The sequence below is a fragment of the Sphingomonas sp. Leaf33 genome, assembly GCF_001421785.1.
Lineage (GTDB): Bacteria > Pseudomonadota > Alphaproteobacteria > Sphingomonadales > Sphingomonadaceae > Sphingomonas.
Genome location: NZ_LMLB01000001.1, coordinates 1,020,918 through 1,039,508, shown reverse-complemented (window position 1 = coordinate 1,039,508; position 18,591 = coordinate 1,020,918). Strand labels below are relative to the sequence as shown.

The 18,591-nt window shown below is 67.7% G+C and carries 21 protein-coding genes; 12 read left to right on the top strand and 9 right to left on the bottom strand.

All coding sequences use genetic code 11. The features are described 5' to 3' along the window. The first annotated feature begins 30 nt into the window (after positions 1-30). The gene (locus ASE86_RS05220; protein WP_056423262.1) at positions 31-423 is read left to right on the top strand and encodes a hypothetical protein; all 393 of its coding nucleotides are present in this window, start codon (positions 31-33) and stop codon (positions 421-423) included. A gap of 79 nt (positions 424-502) precedes the next feature. Further along, complete coding sequence (locus tag ASE86_RS05215) at positions 503-793, top strand: hypothetical protein (RefSeq protein ID WP_056423259.1); 291 nt, start codon at positions 503-505, stop codon at positions 791-793. A gap of 39 nt (positions 794-832) precedes the next feature. Here the strand turns inward: ASE86_RS05215 and ASE86_RS05210 are convergent, their stop codons facing one another. The 6 genes from ASE86_RS05210 to ASE86_RS05185 all read right to left on the bottom strand — a co-directional run bounded on the left by ASE86_RS05210 (position 833) and on the right by ASE86_RS05185 (position 6,477). Continuing rightward, positions 833-1,453: a glutathione S-transferase family protein gene (locus tag ASE86_RS05210; protein WP_056423256.1), complete on the bottom strand. Its 621-nt coding sequence runs from the start codon at positions 1,451-1,453 to the stop codon at positions 833-835. 14 nt (positions 1,454-1,467) lie between these two features. Next, the gene (locus tag ASE86_RS05205) at positions 1,468-2,337 is read right to left on the bottom strand and encodes a dienelactone hydrolase family protein (RefSeq protein WP_056423253.1); all 870 of its coding nucleotides are present in this window, start codon (positions 2,335-2,337) and stop codon (positions 1,468-1,470) included. A gap of 196 nt (positions 2,338-2,533) precedes the next feature. Then, positions 2,534-3,214, bottom strand: a complete 681-nt coding sequence (locus ASE86_RS05200; protein ID WP_056423251.1) for a DUF1013 domain-containing protein — start codon at positions 3,212-3,214, stop codon at positions 2,534-2,536. 99 nt (positions 3,215-3,313) lie between these two features. Further along, positions 3,314-4,333, bottom strand: coding sequence for a glycosyltransferase family 4 protein (locus ASE86_RS05195; protein ID WP_056423247.1), 1,020 nt, complete (start codon positions 4,331-4,333; stop codon positions 3,314-3,316). 199 nt (positions 4,334-4,532) lie between these two features. After that, on the bottom strand, positions 4,533-5,396 hold the full coding sequence (locus tag ASE86_RS05190) for a UDP-2,3-diacylglucosamine diphosphatase (protein WP_056423243.1): 864 nt from the start codon (positions 5,394-5,396) through the stop codon (positions 4,533-4,535). 85 nt (positions 5,397-5,481) lie between these two features. Continuing rightward, the gene (locus tag ASE86_RS05185; protein WP_235523993.1) at positions 5,482-6,477 is read right to left on the bottom strand and encodes an NAD(P)H-quinone oxidoreductase; all 996 of its coding nucleotides are present in this window, start codon (positions 6,475-6,477) and stop codon (positions 5,482-5,484) included. Between the two features lie 67 nt (positions 6,478-6,544). On the opposite strand from ASE86_RS05185, the gene ASE86_RS15640 reads away from it, so the two are divergent. The 5 genes from ASE86_RS15640 to ASE86_RS05165 all read left to right on the top strand — a co-directional run bounded on the left by ASE86_RS15640 (position 6,545) and on the right by ASE86_RS05165 (position 12,984). Continuing rightward, positions 6,545-6,739 (top strand): DUF1192 domain-containing protein, encoded by a 195-nt coding sequence (locus tag ASE86_RS15640; protein WP_082441684.1) that lies wholly within the window; start codon positions 6,545-6,547, stop codon positions 6,737-6,739. A 132-nt stretch (positions 6,740-6,871) separates the two neighbouring features. Continuing rightward, the gene (gene clpA, locus ASE86_RS05180; protein WP_056423240.1) at positions 6,872-9,190 is read left to right on the top strand and encodes an ATP-dependent Clp protease ATP-binding subunit ClpA; all 2,319 of its coding nucleotides are present in this window, start codon (positions 6,872-6,874) and stop codon (positions 9,188-9,190) included. 130 nt (positions 9,191-9,320) lie between these two features. Next, positions 9,321-11,015 (top strand): sensor domain-containing diguanylate cyclase, encoded by a 1,695-nt coding sequence (locus tag ASE86_RS05175; RefSeq protein ID WP_056423236.1) that lies wholly within the window; start codon positions 9,321-9,323, stop codon positions 11,013-11,015. Positions 11,016-11,048: 33 nt separating this feature from the next. Beyond that, the gene (locus tag ASE86_RS05170) at positions 11,049-11,246 is read left to right on the top strand and encodes a hypothetical protein (protein WP_056423233.1); all 198 of its coding nucleotides are present in this window, start codon (positions 11,049-11,051) and stop codon (positions 11,244-11,246) included. A 37-nt stretch (positions 11,247-11,283) separates the two neighbouring features. Beyond that, positions 11,284-12,984, top strand: coding sequence for an AMP-binding protein (locus ASE86_RS05165; RefSeq protein WP_056423230.1), 1,701 nt, complete (start codon positions 11,284-11,286; stop codon positions 12,982-12,984). Here ASE86_RS05165 and ASE86_RS05160 read toward each other — a convergent pair. From ASE86_RS05160 to ASE86_RS05150, 3 genes are read right to left on the bottom strand one after another with little or no spacing between them, the layout of a single operon-like run. Next, complete coding sequence (locus ASE86_RS05160) at positions 12,964-13,257, bottom strand: type II toxin-antitoxin system RelE/ParE family toxin (RefSeq protein WP_056423227.1); 294 nt, start codon at positions 13,255-13,257, stop codon at positions 12,964-12,966. The two genes, ASE86_RS05165 and ASE86_RS05160, sit on opposite strands and share 21 nt — an antisense overlap. Continuing rightward, positions 13,254-13,508: a hypothetical protein gene (locus ASE86_RS05155; protein WP_056423224.1), complete on the bottom strand. Its 255-nt coding sequence runs from the start codon at positions 13,506-13,508 to the stop codon at positions 13,254-13,256. Before ASE86_RS05155 ends, ASE86_RS05160 begins: the two co-directional genes overlap by 4 nt. Positions 13,509-13,539: 31 nt before the next feature. Beyond that, positions 13,540-14,910, bottom strand: coding sequence for an NAD-dependent succinate-semialdehyde dehydrogenase (locus ASE86_RS05150; protein WP_056423222.1), 1,371 nt, complete (start codon positions 14,908-14,910; stop codon positions 13,540-13,542). A gap of 88 nt (positions 14,911-14,998) precedes the next feature. Here ASE86_RS05150 and ASE86_RS05145 point away from each other — a divergent pair, with 88 nt between their 5' ends. From ASE86_RS05145 to queA, 5 genes are all read left to right on the top strand, one after another. Beyond that, entirely contained in the window at positions 14,999-15,244 is a 246-nt protein-coding gene (locus tag ASE86_RS05145; RefSeq protein ID WP_056423219.1) for an exodeoxyribonuclease VII small subunit, read from the top strand. After that, on the top strand, positions 15,244-16,137 hold the full coding sequence (locus tag ASE86_RS05140; protein ID WP_056423216.1) for a polyprenyl synthetase family protein: 894 nt from the start codon (positions 15,244-15,246) through the stop codon (positions 16,135-16,137). Before ASE86_RS05145 ends, ASE86_RS05140 begins: the two co-directional genes overlap by 1 nt. After that, the gene (gene coaD, locus ASE86_RS05135) at positions 16,134-16,646 is read left to right on the top strand and encodes a pantetheine-phosphate adenylyltransferase (protein WP_056423213.1); all 513 of its coding nucleotides are present in this window, start codon (positions 16,134-16,136) and stop codon (positions 16,644-16,646) included. The genes ASE86_RS05140 and coaD overlap by 4 nt, the downstream gene beginning before the upstream one ends. A gap of 87 nt (positions 16,647-16,733) precedes the next feature. Next, positions 16,734-17,438, top strand: coding sequence for a peptidylprolyl isomerase (locus ASE86_RS05130; RefSeq protein WP_056423211.1), 705 nt, complete (start codon positions 16,734-16,736; stop codon positions 17,436-17,438). A gap of 99 nt (positions 17,439-17,537) precedes the next feature. Further along, a complete protein-coding gene (gene queA / locus ASE86_RS05125; RefSeq protein WP_056423208.1) occupies positions 17,538-18,575 on the top strand; it encodes a tRNA preQ1(34) S-adenosylmethionine ribosyltransferase-isomerase QueA in 1,038 nt (345 codons plus the stop codon). The last annotated feature ends 16 nt before the right edge of the window (positions 18,576-18,591 follow it).

The window sequence follows — 18,591 nt, the reverse complement described above, 5'->3', positions numbered from 1 at the left end:
CGGCCATCGACCCGATATCGGAACGGATCGATGACCGCCGAGAAGTCTGAGCGCCCCGCCTTGCGGACGGCCTCGCAGCGTCTGTTCGCAGGCGTGCTGGCGTTGCTCTTCGCCTGGGCTTCGATGCCGGCGGCGGTTCCGGCTGCTACGAAAACGCCGGTCGTTCACATCGCGTTCGCCACCCCTGCGGCAACCAGCCTGCGCGACGGCGCGAAGATCGGTCGGCCGACCATCCGCCTGAGTGCGGCGCGTAGCCACGCCGGACCGGATGGCGCGCCGCCGCCCGCACTTCCGCCCCTGTCGTTCGGGATCGCCGCGCCACAGGCGGCATCGACCGCGGGTTGGGTCGCACGCGCCGCCCCCGCCCTGCCCCGCCGCACCGGCGACCTCTATTCCGCCCGCGCGCCCCCGACCCTGTCCTGATCCGCTGACCATTGACGACATTCGCGCCGCCCGCCCGCGGCGCCGAGCGCGTTCGCGCGCCCGATCAGGACCGACAGACATGCAAGACACCATCGACACCACCGCCCGCGACCGCGCGGCGGATCTACTCGCTCGCCACCCGCATCTGAATGCGGCGGAAACGGCGGAAATCGTGCAATTCCTGGCGAAAGGGCCGATCATCGATCGCGGGATGCTGCGCGGCGACCCCGCCTATGCCGCGACGATCGATGCGATACAGTCGGACCACGCACGGCACTTCCGCGCGTCGCTGCCGCAGATCGTCGGCGTCATCGCGCTGATGACCGTACCCATCGCGCTGATGCTGTGGGTCGCCATCCGCTACGGCTGAAGCGAACCGGGCGGCGGGGTATACCCGCCGCCCGGCAATTCATGCGCCGGCCTGCGCCATCAGCGCGTCATCCTTCTCAGCGCCGCGAATATAGGCGGGCCGTTCGACCAGCCGCGCCTTGTAGGCGTCGAACGCGTCGCGTTGGGGCAGCCAGCCGAACTGCGACCCCCACAGGATGTGCGATCCGACATAGACATCGGCCGCGGTGAAGCGGTCGCCGGCGATATAGTCGCGCCCCGCCACCGCCTGCTCCAGCGCGTCGATGACCGTATCGAAGCTGCCGTAGCCGACCATGCGCGACTGTTCGGGCGTGACGACGATGCCGCGCGCGCGCTCGGTCGCCGCGGCCTCCAGCGGGCCGGCGGCGAAGAACAGCCAGCGGTAATAGTCCGCCCTGTCGTCGGTCGCGGGCGCCAGCCCGGCGTCGGGGAACGCGTCAGCCAGATAGGCGCAGATCGCGGCGCATTCGGTGACGGTCCGCCCGCGGTGGACGATGGCGGGCACCTTCGCCATCGGGTTGATCGCGCGATAATCGTCCGACTTCATGGCCGTCGCATAGTCGAGCATGACGGTGTCATACTCCGCGCCGACCTCCTCCAGCATCCAGCGGGCGATGCGCCCGCGTGACCGGGGATTGGTGTAGAAGGTAAGTTCGCTCATCGCCTTCGCCCCCGTCACAGCGACTGTTTGAACAGCGCGAGCTGGCGCGCCCAGGCCTTTTCCGCCTGCTCGGCGTTGTAGACCTTGCTGTCGGGCACGGTCCAACCGTGCTGTGCCGGATAGACTTCGATCTCGGCGGGCAGCCCGGCCGCGGCAAAGGCGGCGCGGACCGTGTCCTTTTCCTGCGGGTTCCGCGCGTCGTCGTTCTGCGCGACCGCGATCAGATAGCCGCCCTTCATCTGCGCGATGCCGAGATGCGGGCTGTCGGGCTTGTCCGTCGCCAAGCCGCCACCGTGGAAGGTCGCGCCGGCGCGGATGCGCTTCGGGTGCGCCGCGGCGGTGTAGAGGACCATCGGCCCGCCCATGCAGTAGCCGGCGGTCGCCATGCCGCGCTTGGTGTCGGTCTGCGGCTGCCGGTCGATCCACGCGACGAAGGCGGCGGCATCGCGCCGGGTCGCATCGGCGGTCAGCAGCGTGCGCCACGGCATGATCTTTTCGCGCACGCCCGGCGTCTCCAGCGTCTCGCCCGGCTTGATGAAATCGGCCTTGGTCGAGCGGTAGAACTGGTTGACGACCAGCACGCTGTAGCCCGAGCTCGCCAGCCGGTCGGCCATCTGGCGGAAGGCGGGGCGGAGACCATAGATGTCGGGCCAGACCAGCACCGCGGGATGCCTGCCCTTGGCCGGCGCGACCCAATAGGCGTCGCAGGTGCCGTCGGGCGTCGTGATCGTCACGTTCCTGCCGCGGGTCGCCTGCGCATCGGCGGGGCGCGGCAGGACGGCGATGATTCCGGCCGCCCCGGCGATCGCGGCGAAGTGGCGGCGGCTGACCGCGCCGGTCGACAGATAGGCTTCGTTATCGGCTTCGGTCTGGTCGTCGCACATGGGGGAGCTCTCCTTCGCAGGGCCGCATGAGTCGCGGCTGGTTGCGATAGAAAGTAGTGCGTCCGGTCTTTACGGGGAATTTTTAAATTCCGTTCGTGCTGAGCTTGTCGAAGCACCGCTCTTTTGATCCGCACACACATCGCGCGCGGCAAGAAGGACGGTGCTTCGACAAGCTCAGCACGAACGGGGAGAGGCGTTACCGCTTAAAGAGAGTTTCCGCGGTGTGCTCGACTGGTGCGCTGGTGCCGGCGTCCTCGCCACCCTCGGCCTCGCGCGACGCGGCTTCGCGTTCGGCGCGCAGCTGGGTGAGCAGCGCTTCGCGGTCGCCCTCCAGCCGGGTGTCGGTCGGGGCTTCCTGGCCGCTCGCCTTGGCCGCCTTGGTCACCAGTGCGTCCAGCTCGCGCTGGCTGGTCAGGCCCAGCGTCACCGGGTCCTTCGCCACGATGTTGGCGATGTTCCAGTGGCTGCGGTCGCGGATCGCGGCGATCGTCGTGCGCGTGGTGCCGATCAGCTTGCCGATCGCGCCGTCGGTGATTTCCGGGTGGTTCTTGATGATCCACGCGATTCCGTCGGGCTTGTCCTGGCGCTTGCTGACCGGGGTGTAGCGCGGGCCCTTGGTGCGGCGGACCTGCTCGGGACCCTTCAGCATCTTCAGGCGGTAATCGGGGTCGTCCTGGCCCTTCTCGATCTCGTCCATCGTCAGTTCGTGCGCGCGGACCGGATCGCGGCCGGTCAGCTTGGTCGCGGCGGTGTCGTCGGCGATCGCCTGGATTTCCAGGATATGCAGGCCGCAGAAGTCGGCGATCTGCTCGAAGCTGAGCGCGGTATTGTCGACCAGCCAGCTGGCGGTCGCGTGGGGCATGAGCGGCTGGGTCACGGCCGTAGTCTCCAGAAACGATAAGGGCCGCCCCAACGAAGGAGCGGCCGCAGTGCCTGCCCGATCTAATGCACCTTGTCCGGAGAGGCAAGGCCACGATCAGGCGGCGCGTGCGCGGACCTGGGGCACGAGCGCGTCGAGGAACTGCCGCGCGCTCGCCTCCCACGTGAAACCGCGGGCATAGGCGGCACAGTCCGTGCGATCGCGCGTCAGCGCTTCCGCAATGGCGGTATCGAGGTCCTCGTCCATCGCCCCCGTCTGCGGCGTCAGCACATCGACCGGGCCGGTGACCGGATAGGCGGCGACCGGCGTGCCGCAGGCCAGCGCCTCGATCATCACCAGGCCGAACGTGTCGGTGCGGCTGGGAAAGACCATGACGTCGGCGGCGCGATAGGCGCCGGCGAGTTCTGCGCCGAACAGCGCGCCCATGAAGATGACGGTCGGGAACTCTGCTTCCAGACTGGCGCGCGCCGGCCCGTCGCCGACGACGATCCTGGTGCCCGGATGCTCGGTCGACAGAAAGGCGCGGACGTTCTTCTCGACCGCGACCCGCCCGACATAGAGCTGGATCGGCCGCGGCAGGTGGCCGAGCGCGGGGTGCGGCGGCACATCGGGATGGAACGCGGCCAGATCGACGCCGCGTCCCCAGTGGCGGACCTGCGGTAACCGGTGCTCGACCAGGGTCGCGCGGATCGACGGGGTCGAGGCGAGGATGGCCGCGGCCGGCGCGTGGAACCAGCGGATGTAGCGCCAGATCCATTCGGCCGGGATGCCGGTGCGCGCCGACACATAGTCGGGGAACTGCGTGTGATACGCGGTCGTGAACGGTCGCGCGCGAGCCAGGCACCAGGCGCGTGCGGCGAGGCACAGCGGGCCTTCGGTCGCGAGATGGATCGCGTCGGCGCCAAACTGGGCGAGCATCCCCCCGACGGTCGAGCGCCGCGCAAAGGCCAGCCGGATTTCGGGATAGGTCGGGCACGGGACCGACGCGAATAGGTCCGGCGAGACGATCAGCACGTCATGGCCCATGCGGATCAGCTCGTCGCGGACGGCGCCGAGCGTGCGGACGACGCCGTTGACCTGCGGCGCCCACGCGTCGGTGACGATGGCTATGCGCATGGCGGCACCCGGCTTGCCAGAGCCTCGCAGAGGCCTGTCCCCTCCCCGTTCGGGCTGAGCTTGTCGAAGCCCTGCCCTTCTTGTCCGCGGCACAGACTCCGGGGCACGAAGAAGGACAGCCCCCTTCGACTGCCTGCCTGCGGCAGTCGCTCAGGACAGGCTTCGACAAGCTCAGGGCGAACGGAAATGTGTGCGCTCGTCACGCCGCGATCGCCACGATGCGCCCGGCCTCACGCTTCGCCACCTCTTCCGCCCAGTCGAGCAGTTCCATCCGCCCGTCGAAATGCTCGACCAGCGCGTTGCAGCCCTCCACCCAGTCGCCGTCGTTGTAATAGGTGACGCCGGCGATCTCGCGGATTTCGGCGGTGTGGATGTGCCCCGCAATAACGCCGTCGACGCCGCGCAGGCCCGCTTCGTGCGCGACGATCTCCTCGAACTTCGAGATGAATTCGACCGATTTCTTGACCCGGTGCTTGGCGTGCTTGCTGAGCGACCAATAGGGCATCCCCATCCGCCGGCGGTACGCGTTGACCCAGCGGTTCGCCCACATCGCGAAGTGGTAGGCGGCGTCGCCTAGATACGCGAGCCAGCGGTGCGACAGCATGATCGCGTCGAATTCGTCGCCGTGGAGGACCAGCAGGCGGCGGCCGTCGGCGGTCTCGTGCACCGCCTGGCGCTTGATCGTCACCCCGCCGAAATGGAGGCCCGAGAACTGCCGGAACATCTCGTCGTGATTGCCCGGGATATAGACGATCCGCGTGCCGCGCTTGGCGCGCTTCAGGATGCGCCAGACGATGTCGTTGTGCGCGTCGGGCCAGTAGAATTTCTTCTTCAGCCGCCACCCGTCGATGATGTCGCCGACCAGGTACATCGTGTCGCTGTCGACATGGTCGAGGAAGTCGATCAGCAGTTCGGCGTTGCAGCCGCGGGTGCCGAGATGGACGTCCGAGATCCACACCGTCCGGTACCGCTGCCGCTCGACGATCCGTTCGGGGATCGCGGGGCGCGAATTGGCGAAATCGGCCAGATCGGCGATCTCGGCAAGCTTCAGGATTTCCGTCATGGCACTCCCCCACGCCGTTCGGCTGTCGGGCGCGTGCAATGGCGCGGCAATGTTACGGTTTCAGGGGAGCCGCGTCACGCAGCCGTCACATCGTCAGCACGATCTTCCCCACATGGTCGCCCGCTTCCATCCGGCGGTGCGCGTCGGCCGCTTGCGTCAGCGGGAAGGTCCGGTCCATCACCGGTTTCAGCCGCCCCTCCTCGACATGCGGCCAGACCGTGCGCGACAGTTCGTCGGCGACCAGGGTCTTGAACGCGACGTCGCGGTTGCGCAGCGTCGATCCGGTCAGCGTCAGGCGGCGGCGCATGATGTCGAAGATAGGAATGGTCGCGGTGGGTCCGCCCTGCACCGCGATCGAGACGTGGCGGCCGTCCTCGGCCAGGCATTGCAGGTTGCGCGGCACGTAATCGCCGCCGACCATGTCGAGCACCACCTGGACGCCCTTGCCGCCGGTGATCTCCTTCACCCGCGCGACGAAGTCCTCCGCCTTGTAGTCGATCGCGTGCGTGGCGCCCAACGCCTTGGCGGCGGCGATCTTGTCGGGCGAGCCTGCCGTCACGATGATGTCGATGCCGAAGAGGCCGCACAGCGTGATCGCCATCGTGCCGATGCCGCTGGTGCCGCCGTGGACTAGCACCGTGTCGCCGTCGCTGGCGAAGCCGCGTTCGAACAGGTTGGTCCAGACGGTGAAGAGCGTTTCGGGCAGTGCCGCGGCCTCGACCATCGTCAGCGCTTCGGGCACGGTCAGGCATTGCCCGGCGGGGGCGACGCAATATTCGGCATAGCCGCCGCCGGCGACCAGCGCGCAGACGGGTTGGCCGATCATCTCTCGCGGCACGTCGTCGCCAACGGCCACGACCTCGCCAGCGATCTCGAGGCCGGGGATGCTGGAGGCGCCCGGCGGCGGGGCATAGCCGCCCTTGCGTTGCAGTACGTCGGGGCGGTTCACGCCGGCGGCGGCGACGCGCACCAGCACGTCGCCCGGCCCCGGCTGCGGCACGGGGCGCGTCATCGGCACCAGTACCTCCGGCCCGCCGGCAGCCTCTGGGTCGATCGCCGTCATCGTCGCCGGTATCGTCATGCCGCCCGTCCCCCGTTTGATCGAAGGCTTATTGACACCGGCTCCCCCTGCGTCAACGATCTGCGTCATGGAAGCCGACGATCTTCCCCGCCGCGCCCGCGACATGGTCGCCGAGCTGGCCCGCCAGGACCTCGATCCGCTGTCGGTCGACGAACTGCACGGGCGCATCGCCGCACTGGAAGCGGAAATCGCCCGCGTCCGCCAGCGGATCGAACGCGCTGTTAACCATAGATCAAGCGCCGACGCGCTATTCCGATCATGAGCGCGGGCACCGGTTTGTCGCCGTCGGCGAAATCGGTGCCGTGGTCGTCGTGCTTGATGAGCGCCTTCCGACTTCCGACATACAGGAGGTCCGGGTCGCCCGTCCTCCCAAGCGGCCCGCTGGAGTAAGTACATGCCGTCTTTCGCTTCCGCCCTGGAAAACACCCTGCACGAGGCCCTGAAGGCCGCCTCGTCGCGCCGTCACGAATATGCGACGCTGGAGCATCTGCTGCTCGCGCTGATCGCCGACGAGCACGCGTCGAAGGTGATGGCGTCGTGCGGCGTGGACCTGGGCGACCTGCAGACCACGGTGGCGCATTACCTCGATACCGAGCTCGACGCGCTGAAGGTCGCGCAGGCGACCGATCCGTCGCCGACCAGCGGCTTTTCCCGCGTCATCCAGCGTGCGATCCTGCACGTCCAGTCGTCGGGCCGCGACGAAGTGACCGGCGCCAATGTGCTGGTCGCGCTGTTCAGCGAGCGCGAGAGCTATGCCGTCTATTTCCTGCAACAGCAGGACATGAGCCGGCTGGATGCCGTCAGCTTCATCAGCCACGGCGTCGGCAAGGGGTCGGCCCCGACCGAATCGACGCCGCCGAAGGGCGCCGATGACGAGAAGCCTGCCAAGGCCGACGGCAAGGGCAAGGCCGAGAGCGCGCTGAAGCAGTTCACCGTCGACCTCAACGAAAAGGCCAAGACCGGCAAGATCGATCCGCTGATCGGTCGCGGGCCCGAGGTCGACCGAACGGTCCAGATCCTGTGCCGCCGTAGCAAGAACAACCCGCTGTATGTGGGCGATCCGGGCGTCGGCAAGACCGCGATCGCGGAAGGGCTGGCGCGCAAGATCATCGAGGGCGACGTGCCCGAGGTGCTGAAGGATGCCGTCATCTATTCGCTCGACATGGGCGCGTTGCTCGCCGGCACGCGCTATCGCGGCGATTTCGAGGAGCGGCTGAAGCAGGTCGTCAACGAGCTGGAGAAACTGCCCCACGCGGTGCTGTTCATCGACGAGATCCACACCGTCATCGGTGCCGGCGCCACGTCTGGCGGCGCGATGGACGCGTCCAACCTGCTGAAGCCTGCGCTGTCGGGTGGCAGCATCCGCTGCATCGGATCGACCACCTACAAGGAATTTCGCAATCACTTCGAAAAGGACCGCGCGCTTCTCCGCCGGTTCCAGAAGATCGACGTGAACGAACCGACGATCGAGGATACGATCAAGATCCTGAGCGGCCTGCGCACCGCGTTCGAGGGGCATCACGGCGTCAAGTACACCCCCGACGCGATCAAGTCGGCGGTCGAGCTGTCGGCACGCTACATCAACGACCGCAAGCTGCCCGACAAGGCGATCGACGTGATCGACGAAGTGGGCGCGATGCAGATGCTGGTGCCGCCGAACAAGCGCAAGAAGACGATCACGCCCAAGGAGATCGAGCAGGTCATCGCGACGATGGCGCGCATCCCGCCGAAGACGGTGTCGACCGACGATACCAAGGCGCTCGCGAGCCTCGACACCGACCTGAAGCGCGTCGTGTTCGGCCAAGACAAGGCGATCGAGGTGCTGTCGTCCGCGATCAAGCTCAGCCGGGCGGGCCTGCGCGATCCGGACAAGCCGATCGGCAACTATCTGTTCAGCGGCCCGACCGGCGTCGGCAAGACCGAAGTCGCGCGGCGGCTGGCCGACATCTTAGGGATTCCGCTCCAGCGGTTCGACATGTCCGAATATATGGAGCGCCATTCGGTCAGCCGGCTGATCGGTGCGCCTCCGGGCTATGTCGGCTACGATCAGGGCGGGCTGCTGACCGATGCGGTCGACCAGAATCCGCACAGCGTGCTGCTGCTCGACGAGATCGAAAAGGCGCATCCCGACCTGTTCAACATCCTGTTGCAGGTGATGGACAACGGCAAGCTCACCGATCATCACGGCAAGACCGTCGATTTCCGCAATACCATCCTCATCATGACCACCAATGCCGGTGCGTCGGACATGGCGAAGGAGTCGCTGGGCTTCGGCAACATCGGCCGCGAAGACGTGCAGGAAGAGGCGGTCAAGAACCTCTTCACGCCGGAATTCCGCAATCGCCTGGATGCGATCGTGCCGTTCGGCTACCTGCCGCCAGAGGTCGTCAGCCGGGTCGTCGAGAAGTTCATCCTCCAGCTCGAACTGCAACTCGCCGACCGGGGCGTCCACATCAACCTGGACGAGGAAGCCAAGGCATGGCTGACCGAGCGCGGCTATGACAAGCTGTATGGTGCGCGGCCGATGGGTCGCCTGATCCAGGAAAAGATCAAGCAGCCGCTGGCCGAGGAACTGCTGTTCGGCAAGCTGGTCCATGGCGGCGAAGTGACGGTCAGGCTGAAGGACCACGCCCTGTCGTTCGCGATCGAGGCCGCTGCGCCGAAGAAGCCGAAGCCTAAGGGCAAGAAGGCCGCGCCCGCCGACGCCAAGTAACGCCAGATCCACGACCGACGCCGCGGCCCCGCATCCGATCGATGCGGGGCCGCGTTGCGTTTGGGCGGATCGCGGCGAAAGCCTCCGCTGGTTAACCCGATCTTAGCGCCGCCGCCGCCACAGTTACGCCATGTGGGGTTGGGGTTTGCTACGCGCCTTGGGCGTCGTGCTGGCGATGGCCGCCGCGTGCATCGCCCAGCCGGCGTTTGCACAGGCGGGCCTGGCGGGAACGCCGATCGGGGCCTGTGTGACGCGCGTGCAGCCGCGTGACACGCCTGCCGCGCTGTTCGCTGCCGCCCATCGCTTCGATTGCACCACGCGACAGACCGACTTCGGCCGGGGCGATTACTGGGTCAGGTCCGATCCGATCCCGGCACGCGAGACGCGCGACGGGCCGGTCCGCGCACGGATCGGCAGCCTGTGGCAAGCCGGCCTGTCCCTGCACGTCCTGTACGCCGACGGATCGATCGCGGCGCTGCACCGCACGAGCAAGACCCTGTCGCACGATGTCGAGCTGGGCGCGATCATCGAAATGGACGTGCCGCAGCGCGCCGCGCCGCCCGTGCGACTGCTGTGGCGTGTCACGCGCGCGGAGAATATCCGCGGGATCGTGATCGGCCAGCGGATCGCGACGGCCGGCGAAAGTGCCCGCGCCAACATGACGATGGCCGCGGTCTATGCCGGCTTCGGCGGTCTCGCCTTAGCGTTGCTGATCTACAACCTCTCGCTCTGGTGGGCGCTGCGCTATCGGTTCCAGGCCGCCTATTGCACGATGGTCACCTTGCTGGTCGCCTATGCGGTCACGTCGTCGGGCCTGCTCGCGTGGCTGGTGCCGGCGATCGACAACAACGACCGCATCCGCCTCAACCTGATACTGCTCGGCCTCACCGCCGCCGCCGCGATCCTGTTTGCCCGCAGCTTCTTCGAAAGGCGCGTCTTCGCCGGATGGATGACCCCGGCGAGCTGGGCGTCGGTGGCATTGCTCGCCGGCAGTGGTCCGATCTTTGCACTGGCATCGATGATCGACATGCGCTTCGCCGACCGCACGGCATCGCTGATGATAATCACCGGCCTGACCATCACCGGCCCGATCCTGTGGCGTGCGTGGCAGCGCGGCAGCCGCTACCTGCTGCTGTTCTCCATCGCCTGGGCCCTGCCGCTGGCATCGGCCGTCGCCCGGTTGCTGAGCGCGCTGCGCGTGCTGCCGGTCAGCTTCTGGCTCGACAATTCGACGATCCTGACGATGGCGTTCGAGGCCCTCGCCTCCAGCCTGGCCATCGCCTATCGCATCCAGGCGCTGAGCCGCGAGCGCGACGAGGCGATGGCGGCGGAACTGCGCGCCAGGGCACTCGCCGATACCGACCCGCTGACCGGATTGCTCAACCGCCGCGCCTTTCTCGACCGGGCGATCGGCCGGCCGGGGCGTTCGACGTTGCTGCTGATCGACATCGACCATTTCAAGCTGGTCAACGACACGCTGGGCCACGACGGCGGCGACGACGTGCTGCGCGTCTTTGCCCGCACGCTGCATGCGCTCGTAGCGTCGTCCGACGGGCTGGTCGCCCGGTTGGGTGGCGAGGAATTCGGCATCATCGTTCCCGCCATCGGCCGGCTGGAGCCCGAGATGGTGCTCGACGCACTGCGCGAGGCACGGATGCCGTTCGACCTGCGCGTCACCGCCAGCATCGGCTGCTGCACGGGCACGCTGGAAAGCGAGGCGCAGTGGAAGGCGCTGTACCGAATCGCCGACCGCACGCTGTTCGACGCGAAGCGCGCCGGCCGCGACCGCGCCCGCATCGCACCGGCGCTGTCCGTCGCCGCTTGAACCCGGGGCGGTCGTCGCATATCGTTGCCGCCCATGTGGAAACGTCGCGCCGAAATCGCCGTCCTGGCCCTGCTGGTCGTCCTCGCCGGTGCGACCGGGTCCCCGCGGCGCCCGCACCTCCAGATGACTGCCCCGACGATCGACCTGGCCGGTCTGGCGCCTGAGCGCATCGACACGCTGGGCGATGTCGGCCGCGTCACGCTCGCCGCCACGCTCCTGCTGCTGGACTGAGTTGCACTCGCCACGAGCCTAACTTACACTCGTGTCAATGAGCGATCCTGAGAGCCTCTGGCGCACCGCCTATCACCACCCGGGCGACTGGGATCGTACCTATCCCCCGGAATCGATGGTCGACCTGTTCGAGGCCGGCGCCGCCCGCCATCCGGACGCGCCGCTGCTCGATTTCCTCGGCCGCAAATATAGCTATGGCGAGACGCTGGACGGCGCCAACCGCGTCGCCTGCGGTCTGGCCAGGCTCGGCTATGGTCCGGGCGACCGGATCGGGCTGTTCCTGCCCAACGTGCCGCATTACGTCGCGGCGTATTACGGCATCCTCAAGCTCGGGGCGACCGTCGTCAATTTCTCGCCGCTCTACACGGTCGATGAACTGGCGCACCAGGTCGCCGATTCGGGCACCCGGCTGCTGTTCACGCTGTCGGCGACCGCACTCTTGCCGACCGCGCTGAAGGTGCTGGAGAAAAGCACGCTGGAGCGGCTGGTCGTCGGATCGATCGCCGGCGCACTGCCGCCGACCAAGTCGGTCCTCTACCGCCTGTTCCGCCGCAGCGAAGTCGCCAGCCGGCCCGACGATCCGCGGATGTCATCCTTTTCCGATCTGATCGCCAACGACGGTGCGTGTTCGACCCCGCCGCTCGATCCCGAAACGGATGTCGCGCTGATCCAGTATACCGGGGGCACGACCGGCGTGCCGAAGGGAGCGATGCTGACGCACGCGAACCTGTCGGCCAACGCACGACAGGTCGCCGACCTGAACCCGGCGTCGAACGATGTCGACCGGGTGATGGGCGTGCTCCCGTTCTTCCACGTCTTTGCCAACACCTGTGTCCTCAACCGCACCGTCGTCACCGGCGGCGAGATCGTGATGCTGCCGCGGTTCGAGGCGGGGCAGGTGCTCGACGCGATCGCCCGCACGCGGCCGAGCGCGATGCCCGGCGTGCCGACGATGTACCAGGCGCTGCTCGATCATCCGAAGCACGCCGGCACCGACTTCTCGTGCCTGCGCTACTGCATCTCGGGCGGCGCGCCGCTGTCGGCGGAACTGAAGGCGCGGTTCGAAGGCGACACCGGCGCAACGCTGATCGAGGGCTATGGCCTGTCGGAAACCTCGGGCGTGGTGTCCTGCAACCCCTATGCCGGGCCGCAGCGCCCCGGCACGATCGGCCAGCCGATCGCGGGGACGCGCGTGTCGCTCGTCGACAAGGAAGACCCCAGCCGCCTGCCTCCGCCCGGCGAGCCGGGCGAGATCGTGGTGGCGGGCCCGCAGATCATGAAGGGCTATTGGCAGCGCCCCGAAGCCGATGCCGAAGTCTTCGTGACCGACGCGGTCGGCACGCGCTGGCTGCGCACCGGCGACGTCGGCCAGATCGACGACGCAGGCTTCATCCGCATCGTCGATCGGCTGAAAGACATGATCGCGGTCGGCGGCTTCAAGGTCTTTCCCAGCCAGATCGAGGCGATCCTGCACCACCACCCGGCGGTGAAGGAATCCCTCGTTATCGGCCTGCCCGACCCGTACCGCGGCGAAGTCCCGCGCGCCTATGTGACCCTGTTGGAGGACGCCGACCCGGTCGATGCCAAGGCGCTGGCGGCCTGGCTCAACCCGCAACTGGGCAAGCACGAACGGGTCGACGAGGTCGTGATCCGCCTGACGCTGCCCAAGACGATGATCGGGAAACTCAGCCGCAAGGACCTGCTGGCCGAGGTGATGTCAGGGGGTCAGGTCAGATAGATCCTGCGCGCCGGCAACCACGCGGGTGACGAGCACACGATCGTCGGCGACACGATATAGGATCAGATACCGGCCTTCGAAATTGATCGACCGGACACCGTCACCGAACTCCGGTCGGTCGGTACCGCGGTTCGGGAAATCGACAAGTGTCGCGATCTTCGCTCGAATGCGGCGATCGTAGCCATCGGCAACGCTGCGATCCGCCATCCGCTCGACATAGACACTGATGCTGTCGAGATCTTCGAGCGCCTCGCGACGGAAGACGAGCATCATGCGCGTCGACGCGCCTTCCGCTCGTCCAGCCATCTAAACGCGTCATCAATCGGCACCGACGGCCGCGGATCGGCGTCGGCCTCGGCGATCTTGGCACGCACCATCGCGTTGAACGCCTCACGCCGCTTTTCCAGCAGTCGCAGGGCGTCGTCGAGCACCTCCTCGACCGATTCGTGGAAGCCATCGCCCAAGAACGCTTCGGCACGTTCGGTGAATTGCCCGAGGTTGAGGGCGGGGTCGCGGTCGGCCATGGCCGATCGTACCACAGCCGCAACTGGCCGCCTACTCCGCCCCGGGCAGCATCACCGCCTTCAGGTTCATGAACTCGTGAAGCCCCCACGGGCCCAGTTCGCGCCCGTGGCCCGACCGCTTCACGCCACCGAACGGCGCCTCCGGCACCGACGCGAGCATCGCGTTCACCGCGGTCATCCCGGCTTCGATATCGCGCGCGAACCGCTCCTGTTCAGCCGCGTCGTTCGTCCACACGCTGGAGCCGAGGCCGAACGGCACATCGTTGGCAAGCGTGATCGCCGCCTCGATGTCATCGACCTTGAACACCATCGCGACGGGTCCGAAAATTTCCTGCTTGGCGAACTTGCCCTCGGGCGGCACGTCGACGAGCACGCCGGCGGTCATCCAGGCGCCCGCCCGGTCGATCTTCTCCGCGCCGACCAGCACGCGCGCGCCTTCGCGCTTCGCTTCCTCGACCTGGTTCAGCACCGTGTCGCGGCCGTCCTCGCTCGACAGCGGGCCCATCGCGCTGTCCTGGTCCATCGGGTCGCCGATCACCAGATCGCGCATCCCCTGTTCGAAGACGTCCATGAACCGGTCGTAGACGTCGGCGTGGACGATCATCCGCTTGGCGCAGATGCACGACTGGCCGGCGTTCTGAGTCCGCGCGGTCACCGCGACCTTCGCTGCCTTCTCGACATCGGCCGAGGGCATGACGATGAACGGGTCCGATCCACCGAGTTCGAGCACGACCTTTTTCAGTTCGCGGCCCGCGGCTTCGGCGACCTTGATCCCGGCGCCTTCACTGCCGGTCAGCGTCACCGCGACGATGCGCGGGTCGGCGATCACCGGTTCGACCTTCGACGACGGGATGGCCAGGTTCTGGAACAACCCGTCCGGCGCGCCCGCTGTCACCACCATCTCCTCGATCAGCGCGGCACAACCTTGCGTCAGCGATGCGTGCTTCAGCAGGCCGACATTGCCGGCCATGATCGCCGGCGCGACGAAGCGCACGACCTGCCAATAGGGGAAGTTCCACGGCATGATCGCGAGCACCACGCCCATCGGCAGCCACCGCGCCACCGCGCGTCCGTTCGGCATCGCGACCTCGGTATCCGCGAGCAGGTCCGGGCCGTGGTCGGCATAATAGCGAAACGCGCTCGCGCATTTCTCGACCTCGGCGATCGCCGACTTCAGCGTCTTGCCCATCTCGCGCGTCGCCATTTCGGCCAGCCGCTGTTTGTTCGCATCGAACGCGTCAGCGATCTTTGCGAGCAGCGCGGTGCGCTCGTCGTACGATGTCGTCCGCCATTGCCGATAGGTCGCGGCCGCCCTGGCGATCTTCGCCTCGACCTCGTCCGCGGTCAGTTCGGGATGCTCGGCAACGGTTTCGCCGGTCGCGGGATTGATGCTCTTGAACATGGGGGTCAGCCGCCTTTCGTCGCGGTCCAAACGTCGTGCCTGTGCGCACGGTTGCATAACGCCCTGCCCCTGCCCCATAGCGCGTCGCATGGCTGAAGATTCCGCAATCGCCGCGCTGTCGTTCGAAGACGCGCTGAAAGAGCTCGAACGCATCGTCGGACGGTTGGAAAGCGGGGAGGCGTCGCTGGACGAGGCGATCACGCTCTACGAACGCGGCGATGCGTTGCGCCGTCAATGCGCTGCCCGACTGGACGCGGCGCAGGCGCGGATCGAGGCGATCCGTACGGATGCCGAGGGTCGCGCGACCGGCACCACCCCGTTCGCGGCTGGCTGATGCCCGCACCGCTGCTCCAGGACGCGCTGACCCAAGTCGCGGCCACGGTCGATCGCGAATTCGACCTGCTGCTCGCCGTGCCGGAAGATCCGCGCGCCGACCTGTATCACGCGATGCGCCATGCCGCGATCGGCGGCGGCAAGCGGTTGCGCCCGCTCCTCACCTTCGCCACCGCCGACCTGTTCGGCGTCGATCGCGCGCTGACCGCCCGCGTCGCGACCGCGATCGAGGCGATCCACGTCTATTCGCTGATCCACGACGATCTGCCGGCGATGGACGACGACGACATGCGTCGCGGCAAGCCGACGGTGCACAAGGTGTATGGCGAATCGACCGCGATCCTGGCCGGCGACTGCCTGCACGCGCTGGCCTTCGAATGGCTGGCCGAGCCCGAGGCGCATCCCGACCCCTTCGTCCGCGTCGAGCTGATCGGCTGTCTTGCGGCGTCGTCGGGCCCCAGCGGCATGGCCGGCGGGCAGATGATGGACCTGGAGGCGGAGAAGACCAGCTTTGATCTCGCGACCGTCACGCGATTGCAGGCGATGAAGACCGGCGCGCTGATCGCCTGCGCGGTGGAGTCAGGCGCGATCCTCGGCCGTGTCGCCCCCGAAGGCCGCCGTGCGCTCAGGGGCTATGCCCGCGACATCGGCCTCGCCTTTCAGATCGCCGACGACATCCTGGACGTCGAGGGTGACGAGGCGCTGGCCGGCAAGGCGCTGCGCAAGGACGAGGCGGCGGGCAAGGAAACCTTTCTCACCCTGCTCGGCCTGACCCGCGCCCGCGAGCAGGCGGCGATGCTGGTCGATCAGGCGATCGAGCATCTGCGTGGGTTCGGCCCCGAGGCCGACCTGTTGCGCGAGATCGCACGCTACATCACGGAGCGCGACCGATGACCCGGATCGGCGTCTATCCCGGCACCTTCGATCCCGTGACGCTTGGCCACATGGACATCATCCGCCGCGGTGCCAAGCTGGTCGACCGGCTGGTCGTCGGCGTAACCACCAACCCGTCCAAATCGCCGATGTTCTCGGTCGAGGAGCGGATGGCGACGGTCCGTCGCGAAGTGGCCGACGTCGATGGCGACATCACCGTCGTCGGATTCGATTCGCTGCTGATGGACTTCGCGACACGCGAACGGGCGAACATCATCGTTCGCGGCCTGCGCGCGGTCGCGGATTTCGAATATGAATATCAGATGGCGGGCATGAACCAGCAGCTCAATGCGCGGGTCGAGACGGTCTTCCTGATGGCCGACGTCTCGCTCCAGCCGATCGCCAGCCGCCTGGTCAAGGAAATCGCGATGTACGGCGGCGACATCACCCGCTTCGTGCCGCGCGCCGTCAAGGCCGAGGTCGATGCCCGCGTCCGCGAGATCGGACTGAAGGGCGATCAGCGGACATAAATCCGCCGCGAGCGTCGTTCATTTTGCCGTCAGCCGCGACCTCGTCTAAGGGGCGGGCACGATATCCGGGTTGGGGTTCTTTCACCTATGCGTCTGTTTTCCGCTCTCGTCGCCGCCGCCGCGGCGCTGTTTGCTCTGCCGGCGTCGGCGCAGTTGATCGACGTGCCCGGCCGCGCCGCGCCGCCGGCGACGACCGACAAGGAAAATCTGTGGTTGCTCGACCTGTCGAACGGCGGCCGCGTCACCATCTGGCTGCGCCCCGATGTCGCGCCGAAGATGGTCGAGCGGGTGAAGACGCTGACCCGCCGCAAGTTCTACGACAACACGCTGTTCCACCGCGTGATCGAAGGCTTCATGGCGCAGGGCGGCGACCCCAAGGGTGACGGCACCGGCGGCTCGGATCTGCCCGACCTGCCCAAGGAGTTCAATTACCTGCCCCACGTCCGCGGCGCGGTTTCGGCCGCGCGCGAAGGTGCGCCCGAACAGGCGACGCAGGAACAGAAGGACAAGGCGGAAGGCAGCGCCAATTCGCAGTTCTTCATCGTTTTCTCGCCGCGCCTGTCGCTCGACCAGAAGTACACGGTGTTCGGCCGCGTGCTCGACGGGATGCAATATGTCGATGCGATCGAACGCGGCGAGCCGCCGGCGAACCCGACGCGGATCGTCCATGCCTACATCGCCGCCGACAATCCCCCGGCCTATGCCGCGCCGGCCCCCGCCCCCGCACCGGTGATGGTCGCCCCCGAGACGCTGCCGCCGGGTCCTGGTCGCAAGACGCCGCCGGCGAAGTAAGCCCGCCTCGTCCCCGCGCCGGCGGGGACCCATCTCCCGGACCGGCCACCGGGCAAGCGCGGGAGATGGATCTCCGCCTGCGCGGGGATGAGGACAAGAATGAACGTCGACCTGTTCGATTTTACGCTGCCCAACGACAATATCGCGCTGCGTCCCGCCGCCCCGCGCGATTCGGCGCGGATGCTGGTGCTGGACGATGCCGGGACGCATGATCGCGTCGTGACCGATCTGCCCGCGTCGCTGCGCGCGGGCGACGTGCTGGTCTTCAACGACACTCGCGTCATCCCCGCGCAACTCGAAGGCACGCGTGGCGAAGCCAGGATCGGCGCGACGCTGCACAAGCGCGAAGGGCCGCGGCGCTGGCGCGCCTTCATCCGCAACGCCAAGCGGCTGCGTGACGGCGACACGATCGATTTCGGACACGGCGTGACCGCGACCGCCGGCGACCGTGGCGACGACGGCAGCTTCCTGCTCGACTTCGCCGGTGACGAGCCGGTCGAGCTTCTGCTGGAACGTGCCGGGCGGATGCCGTTGCCGCCCTACATCGCCGCGAAGCGCCCGGCCGACGCACGCGACGCGGACGATTACCAGACGATGTTCGCGAACGAACCCGGCGCGGTCGCGGCGCCCACTGCGGCGCTGCACTTCACGCCCGATCTGCTCGCGGCGCTCGGCGCGGCGGGGATCGGCCACGCGACGCTGACGCTCCACGTCGGCGCGGGCACCTTCCTGCCGGTGAAGGCCGACGACACGCAGGACCACAGGATGCACGCCGAATGGGGCCGCATCGACGCCGCCACCGCCGACCGCCTGAACGCGGTGCGCGCCGCCGGCGGCCGGGTGATCGCGGTCGGCACCACCAGCCTGCGCCTGATCGAGAGCGCGGCGGGCGACGACGACGTCATCCGCCCGTTCGACGGCGACACCGCGATCTTCATTACGCCGGGCTATCGCTTCAAGGGCATCGACGGCCTGATCACCAATTTCCACCTCCCACGATCGACGCTGTTCATGCTGGTATCGGCGCTGATGGGGCTGGAGCGGATGCAGGCAGCGTATGCGCACGCCATCGCGAGCGGATACCGCTTCTATTCCTACGGCGACGCGTCGCTGTTGCTGCCGGAGCGCCAAGGGTAGGACAATTTGTCCGGAT